The organism is Ruminiclostridium sufflavum DSM 19573, assembly GCF_003208175.1.
Taxonomy (GTDB): Bacteria; Bacillota; Clostridia; order Acetivibrionales; family DSM-1351; genus Ruminiclostridium; species Ruminiclostridium sufflavum.
The window spans coordinates 58,618-67,842 of record NZ_QKMR01000025.1 but is presented as its reverse complement, the minus strand read 5'-3'; the positions used below and the strand labels follow the sequence as shown (position 1 = coordinate 67,842).

Here is a 9,225-nt window from a genome sequence, read left to right as displayed (position 1 = left end):
CCCACAGTATTCAAGAGTAGACGTTTTAATCTATAAATGAGAGTTTTTCAAATCGATAACATTATTTAGTTCTGAAGGTACAAAGAAGATTGTACTTGACAAAGCGAACAGGAATGTAATAGTATATGTAAGCGGTACAGAAGAAAGAAAAGGAAATGTTAAAAACTCTTCAAGGAGAGAAGAAGCTTGTTGAAGAGATACAAATTTCCGGTGGAAATGACGAGATGGACACACCCGTTCCCATACCGAACACGGAAGTTAAGCATCTCAGTGCTGATAATACTTGGCTGGTGACGGCCCGGGAAAGTAAGTCTCTGCCGGAATTATATTCCTCCTTAGCTCAGTCGGTAGAGCGCGTGACTGTTAATCACGATGTCGTTGGTTCAAGTCCAACAGGGGGAGCCAAAACCCAATTAATCTTATGATTAATTGGGTTTTTTATGTAAAGAAATAAATTTGATTTTATGAATCTAAAGGCACATACTCTGTTTTCGAAGCTTTTTTAAAGCTATAAAGCATGTATGGTGAATCTGTAACATATTAAATTTCATGTAATATAATAACAACAAATACTAAAAAGAGATTAAACAAGACAGCATTAGAATAATACATAATATATTTTTATTGCCTAAATTGTATATTTTTGTTGAACAAATAACGTTAAGATAATATAATGTAGCTATAGACTAAAAATTGTTGTTTTGTAATATATTTGTTTTAGAGGATTTTTTAATAAAATGTAGAATATAAAAAATATAACAGCAAACATATGGTATATAAGTAATTATTATAAGTGAGACGTAGATTATATATAATTATACTAAATATACTCGCTAAAAATATATAATTGGGTGTGAATACTATTGATTAAAAAACCTAGGAAGCGTCTTGGCGACTTACTTCTGGAAGTTGGAATGATTACACAGGTACAGCTTGATGCGGCAATTGACTATCAAAAGAAAACAGGTGAGAAATTAGGGAATGCAATCACTAAACTTGGCTATGCATCTGAGGATGATATTATTCAGGTGCTTGAGTTTCAGCTGGGGATTCCACATGTAAAGCTTGAAAAATATAATATTGAAAAACTGGCATGTTCTTCCGTACCGGAAAGTATAGCTAAACGGTATGGGCTTATTCCGATAAAAATCGATAAGGGCATTTTAACAGTAGCCATGAGTGATCCTCTTAATGTCTTTGCTATTGATGATTTAAGAATATATTCAGGCTTAGAGGTTCAGCCGGTTATTGCAAGCAGCGAATCTGTTGTTAAAGCAATTGATAAGTATTATGGTGCGGATAAGGCAATGAAAGCAGTTGAAGAATTTAAAAAGGAGCATTCGACTTTAAAAATAAATTCGGAAGCTGTGACAGAACAAAGTGAAGATGAGGTTAATAATTCACCTGCTGTAAAGGCAATAAATTCTATAATTGAACAGGCTGTCAGGAGCAGAGCAAGTGATATACATATAGAGCCCTTTGAAACATATATAAATATCAGGTATAGGATAGACGGGCAGTTAAATGTGATTATGAGACCCGATATTGATATAATGCCTGCTATATCAGCCCGCATAAAAATAATCGGAGGCATGAATATTGCTGAGAAGCGTCTTCCGCAGGATGGTCGCATAAGTATAGAGGTAGACGGCAGGGAATATGACCTTAGGGTATCTATACTGCCGACAATATACGGTGAAAAGATAGTTATTCGAATAGCTGACAAAAATGCATTTGTATTGTCAAAGGAGCAGCTGGGCTTTAATGAATATGAAGTGACGCAGTTTACAAATATGCTCAAAAATCCTCATGGTATTATACTGGTTACGGGGCCTACTGGAAGCGGCAAGTCAACTACTCTTTACAGTGCCATTAGTGAGATTAACAGGCAGGATATTAATATTGTCACTGTTGAAGACCCTGTGGAATGTATGATTGAGGGAGTAAACCAGGTTCAGGTCAATACCAAAACGGGAATGACCTTTGCTGCAAGCCTACGCTCAATTTTGAGACAGGATCCTGATGTTATTATGATAGGTGAGATCAGGGACAGGGAGACTGCCGAAATTGCTGTCAGAGCTGCGATTACAGGGCATCTGGTTTTAAGCACAATACACACAAATGATGCTCCGAGCTCGGTTCTGAGGCTGATAGATATGGGAATAGAGCCGTATATGGTTTCATCGGCAATGGTGGGAGTTATTGCACAGAGATTGGTAAGAAGGATATGTCCCAATTGCATAGAGCAGCATCCTGCAACTGATGAAGAGATGGAAATACTGGGTATTGCAGGGGAAAGACCTGTTCTCTCAAAGGGAAGAGGCTGTCCGATGTGTACGTTTACAGGCTACAGGGGGCGGCAGGGAGTATATGAGGTAATTACTGTCTCAAGGAAGCACAAGGAAATGATAAACAACAGATGCTCTGAGGGAGAGCTGAAGGACTATTCCATAAAAAACGGAATGATGACTCTTAGGGAGAACCTTATAAAAAAAGTGCTGGCAGGTGAGACAACAGTCAGTGAATTGGTGAAAACAGCATATTCAAATGATTAACGCCGAATATAATTTTTATATGGCGGGAAATATTTTTTTTAATCGAAGAATACTTTTTTAATTAGATAAATGGCAGATATGCTGTATTAATATGTGGATATAACGGTATAAAAATGAATACTTGGTTATTTTAATTGTAATTTAACAGGGAAATATTCCAAAAAGTGAGAATATATGATATTATATATTTACAGAGTGAGAATATATAATATTGAATATTTACAAATAGAAAATATATGATATTATGTATTTACAAAGGGGAAAAAATGATACTGGAGGAATTACTGAAGAGAGCGAGAGAAATAGGAGCTTCGGATTTGCATATAACGGTTGGGGTTCCGCCTACATACAGACTGAACGGAAGGCTGGAAACCTTTGATGCTTATAAATTGCTTCCGGCTGATACAGAGGAATTGGTCAGGAGTATGCTGAATGATGAGCAGTGGAGGCTGTATGAAGAGGCAGGAGAGCTGGATTTATCCTTTTCCTTAAAGGGAATGGCAAGATTCAGGGCAAACGTATACAAGCAGAGAGGAACCTGCTGTGCCGCAATCAGAATGGTAAATCTTACCATACCCTCCATGGACGAGCTTGGGATACCCCCGGTTGTAAAGGAACTGAGCAAAAAGAAAAAGGGACTTATACTGGTTACAGGTCCTACCGGCAGCGGAAAGTCGACAACACTGGCTTCCATGATAGATATGATAAACAAGGAGAGAGACTGCCATATACTTACGCTGGAAGACCCTATAGAGTACCTGCACAGGCATAATAAATCGATTGTTAATCAAAGGGAAATCGGAAATGATTCCCATTCATATGCGGCGGCTCTCAGAGCTGCTCTGAGAGAGGATCCGGATGTTATTCTGGTGGGAGAAATGAGAGATATTGAAACAATCGGAATAGCTGTTACAGCTGCCGAAACGGGACATCTTGTTCTTTCAACCTTGCATACCATCGGTGCGGCAAATACCATCGACAGGATAATTGACGTATTTCCGCCGCACCAGCAGCAGCAGATCAGGGTTCAGCTTTCATCGGTTATTCAGGGTGTTGTTTCCCAGCAGCTGCTTCCAAGGAAGGATGTGGCTGGACGAGCTGCCGCGGTTGAGATTATGATTGCAAACCCGGCAATCAGAAATCTGATCAGGGAAGGGAAGACACACCAAATCAACTCCCAGATACAGCTGGGCTCACGGTTTGGTATGCAGACCATGGACAGCAGCATTGCAAGCTTATATAAGCAAGGTAATATTAGCCAGGACGATGCATTAGTATACGCTACTGATTCAGAAAATCTTATGAGATTTATGGGGTGATATGATTGGCTATGTACAATTATAAGGCAAAGACAGCTGCAGGTACCACTGTGACAGGCAGCTTTGAAGCTGCAGACAGAAGCATGGTAGTTGAATTGATAAAGGAAAAGGGTTATTATCCTCTTTCAATTGAGGACAAGACTGCAAAGGGCGTTGAAATAAACCTTGGAGGCGGCAAAAAAATTAAGCCCAAGGAACTGGCTGTTTTGTGCCGTCAGTTCCATACTATGCTGGATGCAGGCGTAACGGTTATCGGGTGCTTGGACATGCTTAAGCAGCAGACGGAGAATAAAACACTCAAAGAAGCTGTTGCAGCTGTTTATGATGAGGTTCAAAAGGGAAAAACCCTGTCGGAATCCATGCAGGCTTTGCCAAAGGTTTTTCCTGCTCTTATGGTCAGCATGATTGAGGTGGGAGAGGTAGGAGGTACCCTTGAAGCCGTACTGGAAAGGCTGGCAATACAGTATGAAAAGGATAACAAGATAAAATCAAAGGTATCCACTGCAATGGTGTATCCTGCTGTAATAGGCTGTATTGCGCTGGTTATGGTTGTTTTTATGCTGGTATTCATAGTTCCCACCTTTGTAGGTATGATAGAGTCAACCGGCGGGGTCATGCCAACACCTACAAAAATTTTGCTGTTTGTCAGCGGGCTTTTAACAAATCCGGTATTCATAATATGCGCGATAGCAGCTATCATACTGTTGAGACTGGGCTTCAAGCGCTTTAAAAGCACAGAGGGAGGCAAATATTTTATAGACAGGCTTATATACAGGATGCCTCTTGTGGGACCAAATATTAAAAAAATATTGGCGGCAAGCTTTACAAGGACACTGAGCACCTTGCTCAGCTCGGGAGTATCACTTATACAATCCCTTGAGGTTGTTGACAGGGTGGTAAACAATCAGGTGGTTTCAAGAGGGCTTGCGGAGGTCAGGGAGGATATCAAGACAGGTTCAAATCTGGCGGCACCCCTTGAGAGAATGGGCATTTTCCCGCTGATGGTCACACAGATGATTAGTGTGGGCGAGGAGGCCGGTTCTCTTGATGCAATCATGGAAAAGGTGGCGGATTTCTATGATGAAGAGGTGGAGACATCAATAAGCAAGCTTCTGGCTATGCTGGAGCCGCTTATGATGATGGTGCTTGCGGTTATTGTGGGCTTTATTGTTATAGCAATGATAATGCCTACCTTTACCATGAATCAGGGTGCGGGCCAGTAAGATATAAATTATATTAAGGGGGAGTTTGTTGTGAAAAAGTTTTTTAGCAAGTTGAAAAAAAATCGTAAGGGGTATACCTTGACAGAGCTGATTGTAGTTGTGGCAATTCTAGGTATATTGGCGGTAATTGCTGTGCCGATGGTTATGAATTCTGTTAATGATGCAAAGGCAAATGCGGATGAAACATCAATTAAGGCAATTGAGGCAGCAGTTCAATTATGCTTAGCTGATGGATCATTGCAATTTATAGGTGGTATTCTTAAAGATTCTAGCAAATTAGAAACTGGAATTTCGGATGCGGTACGAATGAAATTAGCTGGAATGAAATATCCTAGCCATAGTGTTGATAGCACAAAAAACTGGAAGTTAGATTTGCATTCTATTGAAGTCTCGCAAGCGGAAGAAAAACTTACATCTGATCCAGGGAAATTTGTTATTTTAGATTAACATGCAAACACTAATCACTCTATACATTGCAGTTTTTGGCCTTATAATCGGAAGCTTTCTGAATGTGTGTATTTACAGAATTCCTGCAAAGCAGTCGGTTATCAGTCCGCCGTCACATTGTACAAGCTGTGGTACAAGGCTGAAGGCTTTGGATCTGGTGCCGGTTTTCAGTTACATATTTTTACGGGGAAAATGCTGTTACTGTGGTGAAAAAGTTTCCGCCAGATATCCCATAGTAGAGAGCCTTACCTCTATTGCTTTTGTTTTGCTGTATTTCAGGTTTTCAATATCAATGGAGTTTTTTGCAGCTGCAGTATTTTCATGTATACTGATTTGCGAAGCTTTTGTTGATTTTGATTTAAAGATTATTCCTGATGAATTTGTTTTGGTAGGTATGCTCAGTGGTGCGGCTCTATTTGCATACAATTTGTTTTATCCGGTTTCCTTGTATGGCGACAGAGCTTGGTACAATCCTGTTATCGGGATTGCTTGTGGGGCTGGGGTCCTGCTTTTGGTGGCAATAATAGGCTCAATTATTTACAAGACTGAGGATGCAATGGGTATGGGAGACGTAAAGCTTCTCGCGGCAGTGGGCTTGTTCCTCGGCTGGAGACTGACTCTGGTTGCACTGTTTCTGACGGTTTTATCAGCGGCTGTCATTAGTCTTGTTCTTATTATATCGAGGAAAATAAACGGAAAATCCACAGTGGCATTTGGGCCGTTTATTGCGATAGGTACATTTATAACAATGCTTTACGGTTGGAATATTATTGAGCTTTATTTGGGGTTTATTCCTAAGCAGTAAGGTTAAAAGAAACAAAATGCGGTTGCAGGATAAATAGCGTACGCTGCGAAGCAGAGGGTTGCCACAGTTGCTTTACCAAATTTTTGTGCCCAAGCCGGGCGTGGGGGTTATTATGTTTGAAAAAAAGCTGATTTCTTTGGATATTGGCAATAGAACCACTAAAATTGCTTACGGAAGTGCCAATAAAAAAAATATCATTGTGGATGAATATGATATTATTGAAACGCCTGAGAACTGTATAAATGATGGAATTATATTAAATGCCGAGCTGCTTTCGCAGACCTTGATTCATGCATTTAAGAACAACAAGCTCGGCAAGGCAGGAATTGTCTTGAGTGTAACCGGCACAGGCGTAATAACCAGAGAAATTCAGATTCCCTTATCAACAGACAAGGAAATAGGACAAATACTTGAGTTTGAGGCACAGCAGTATTTTCCGGTTGACCTGCAGAATTATACAATGGATTATAAGCTGCTGGAGAATGTTTCGGACGGTGAGAATTCTCAGTCACGTGTACTGCTTGTGGCAGCTCCGAATAAGCAGATTGAAGGCTATATCCATTTGGCAAAGCTGTTAAAGCAGCAGCTGGCAGCTGTTGATATACCTGCAAACTGCGTTATCAAGGGCTTTTCCTATAAGACAGACGAAATATTCAATTCAGAAGAAGAATTTGCAGTGGTTGACATAGGCTATGATACATCTATGGTTTGTATCTTCAGAAACAATAATTTGAAATTTAACAGAATTTTATTAAGCGGAAGCTCTGAGATTGACAGAAATATTGCAGAGGAATTCAGCCTTGAGCATAACAGGGCAGAACAGCTTAAAGTCTCCTACCGGGCTGTTTCGGATGTCCAGGGAGAGGTGGCAGCAGTAGCAGGTCAGTCTGATTTGGCTGCTGTAATAGAGCGTGCTATGAGCAATATTGCTTCTGATATCAGCAGGTTTATTGATTTCTCAAATTCAAGAGACAGCTTGAACCGTGTCCAGAGGCTTTATATCTGTGGTGGAGGAAGCAAGCTTGCAGGAATAATAGATTATTTTGCAGGCTATTTTAATTTACCGGTTTCACTGCTTCCTTCGGGCAATGAGCTTGTTTACAAAGGTAAAAAAGGCAGAGGGGTGTTTGAGCAGGATTACATCAGACTTGTAAATGTAATAGGCGGCTTGGTAAGAAAATAGCAGATACATAACGCAGATAGTTTCAGATGGAGTGAAGGTATATGAATATAAAAAGCAATAAAGGCATGACACTGGTTGAGGTTATAGCAACGGTAGCAATTATGGCTGCTGTAATGATACCGATTTCACTCATATTCACTACTGCATACAGTAATTTTATAACGGAATCTGACAAATCGGAGGCACAGAAAAGTGCCAGGGCGGTTTTGTACGGAAAGGGATTGTATGGCGACGGTCTGATTTCGTATGGTGTTATCGGAGATTTACAGAGAAGTAATGTGAGCGGAGAAAAAATTATAATTGAAGACTTTGACACTGTTGAGCTGAAAAAGGGTCGTAGAATTTCGATTTCAGATGATAAGGGCTTAAAATGCAGATACAGCCTTGAAGGTACGAAGCTTGAGTATGAGTACAGAATTGAGAAGAGTGGAAAATACGAATTTATAACAGAGGATTATTTAACAGAAAAATCTGTTAATAAAAAAGATGTTAAAATAATTGATTTTACTGTTGAAAAGAAGGAAAAGGGTACGGATATAGATAACGACCCGGAGACGCAGACTATTATTAATAATGACATAATAGAAGTATGCATAAAGGTTGAATGCGGGCAAAGCGGTGTAATAATACTTGAAAGCAGTTACAGGATTCCTATAGAAAAGTAGCAGTGTCAATTTCTAATAAGGTGGAGATGTGTTTTGAAGGATTTAAATCTAATACCTGCCAGTTATGTATTTGAAAAAAAGAATAGGTACAAAAAAGCATCACTTTCGATTTTGGTAATATTTGCGGGGGTCGTGGTTGTATCGGCGTATGCTTTTCCTACTATATATGAGTACGGGCTTAAAAACGAGAAGGATATGCTGCTTCAGCAGGTTGCAGGAACAAGTGCTTATGTAGCTCAGGTAAATGAGTTTAATACCTTAAAGCAGGCAGTCGAAGCGAGGGAGAAGGAAGGAACGGCATTAGCCCAAAGGCAGATAAATGTGCTGAAGATAATTAATGCCATAGAATATGCTTCGCCGGAAAGGTTATTTATACAAAAGCTTGATGCATCAGGTGAGTCCGAAGCGGATGTAAAGGTTTCACTGAGCTGTGTGGCAGAAAATGAAGAAGCTATAGCTTCGTTTGTGAGAAACCTGAAGGATGACGCATATTTTAAAACAATAGGTCTGGCAGCTATTGCAAAGGGTAAGGAAAATAACGGGGAAACCTTTGATATTGTATTAACCGGAGTTAATAAGGATGAACTGACTAAATATTACGGATGGGATAATACAATAAGGATAGGATATATACCCAATTGGATTATAACTGAAGAAAAGGATAACAGGATTTCAATAACAGCAAGTGCTTCGCTGACAGCAGCAAAGCCGGCTTCTCTGGAGCTTGTGCTGGAGAGTACGCAGCTGCAGGCTAAGGCTTTTGCCGAGGCAAGACAGAGCAAGCTTAAAAGCAGCTTGGAAAACTACAGTCTTGTGTATTCCAATATGACGAGGAATTCAAGGCTGGATGCGGTAAAAACGGTGTACCGTGCCGAGGAGGAAAATATCAGGTACACATATTCGGAGCTTTGCACAGTTAAAGGAGGCAAAGGCTATATTGTTACCTACAAAAGTGACTCGGCAAGCTTTTCAAATACAGAGCAAATTATAGACAGAATTTTGAAGTCTTTTAATATAAATTAAGAATT

General features: G+C 39.9%; 8 protein-coding genes, 1 tRNA gene and 1 rRNA gene. All 10 read left to right on the top strand.

Annotated features, from left to right (window positions below):
- Nucleotides 1-206 precede the first annotated feature (206 nt).
- The 10 genes from rrf to LY28_RS16550 all read left to right on the top strand — a co-directional run bounded on the left by rrf (nt 207) and on the right by LY28_RS16550 (nt 9,220).
- A 5S ribosomal RNA gene (gene rrf / locus LY28_RS16595) occupies nt 207-323 on the top strand.
- 6 nt (nt 324-329) lie between these two features.
- A tRNA-Asn gene (locus tag LY28_RS16590) sits at nt 330-405 on the top strand.
- A gap of 458 nt (nt 406-863) precedes the next feature.
- Complete coding sequence (locus LY28_RS16585) at nt 864-2,555, top strand: GspE/PulE family protein (protein ID WP_110463301.1); 1,692 nt, start codon at nt 864-866, stop codon at nt 2,553-2,555.
- A gap of 266 nt (nt 2,556-2,821) precedes the next feature.
- On the top strand, nt 2,822-3,874 hold the full coding sequence (locus LY28_RS16580) for a type IV pilus twitching motility protein PilT (protein WP_110463300.1): 1,053 nt from the start codon (nt 2,822-2,824) through the stop codon (nt 3,872-3,874).
- 11 nt (nt 3,875-3,885) lie between these two features.
- A complete protein-coding gene (locus tag LY28_RS16575; RefSeq protein WP_242981381.1) occupies nt 3,886-5,097 on the top strand; it encodes a type II secretion system F family protein in 1,212 nt (403 codons plus the stop codon).
- A 30-nt stretch (nt 5,098-5,127) separates the two neighbouring features.
- Complete coding sequence (locus LY28_RS16570) at nt 5,128-5,544, top strand: type II secretion system protein (protein WP_110463298.1); 417 nt, start codon at nt 5,128-5,130, stop codon at nt 5,542-5,544.
- Between the two features lies 1 nt (nt 5,545).
- Nucleotides 5,546-6,349, top strand: a complete 804-nt coding sequence (locus LY28_RS16565) for a prepilin peptidase (RefSeq protein ID WP_110463297.1) — start codon at nt 5,546-5,548, stop codon at nt 6,347-6,349.
- Nucleotides 6,350-6,461: 112 nt separating this feature from the next.
- Nucleotides 6,462-7,532, top strand: a complete 1,071-nt coding sequence (gene pilM, locus LY28_RS16560; protein WP_110463296.1) for a pilus assembly protein PilM — start codon at nt 6,462-6,464, stop codon at nt 7,530-7,532.
- 41 nt (nt 7,533-7,573) lie between these two features.
- Nucleotides 7,574-8,197, top strand: a complete 624-nt coding sequence (locus tag LY28_RS16555; protein WP_110463295.1) for a PilW family protein — start codon at nt 7,574-7,576, stop codon at nt 8,195-8,197.
- Nucleotides 8,198-8,230: 33 nt separating this feature from the next.
- Entirely contained in the window at nt 8,231-9,220 is a 990-nt protein-coding gene (locus tag LY28_RS16550) for a PilN domain-containing protein (protein ID WP_110463294.1), read from the top strand.
- The last annotated feature ends 5 nt before the right edge of the window (nt 9,221-9,225 follow it).

What these genes read in the sequence shown, in the direction of transcription:
- LY28_RS16580 (WP_110463300.1), top strand. Translation starts at nt 2,822, where the DNA reads ATGATACTGGAGGAATTACTGAAGAGAGCGAGAGAAATAGGAGCTTCG.
- LY28_RS16555 (WP_110463295.1), top strand. Translation starts at nt 7,574, where the DNA reads ATGAATATAAAAAGCAATAAAGGCATGACACTGGTTGAGGTTATAGCA.
- LY28_RS16575 (WP_242981381.1), top strand. Translation starts at nt 3,886, where the DNA reads ATGTACAATTATAAGGCAAAGACAGCTGCAGGTACCACTGTGACAGGC.
- LY28_RS16565 (WP_110463297.1), top strand. Translation starts at nt 5,546, where the DNA reads ATGCAAACACTAATCACTCTATACATTGCAGTTTTTGGCCTTATAATC.
- pilM (WP_110463296.1), top strand. Translation starts at nt 6,462, where the DNA reads ATGTTTGAAAAAAAGCTGATTTCTTTGGATATTGGCAATAGAACCACT.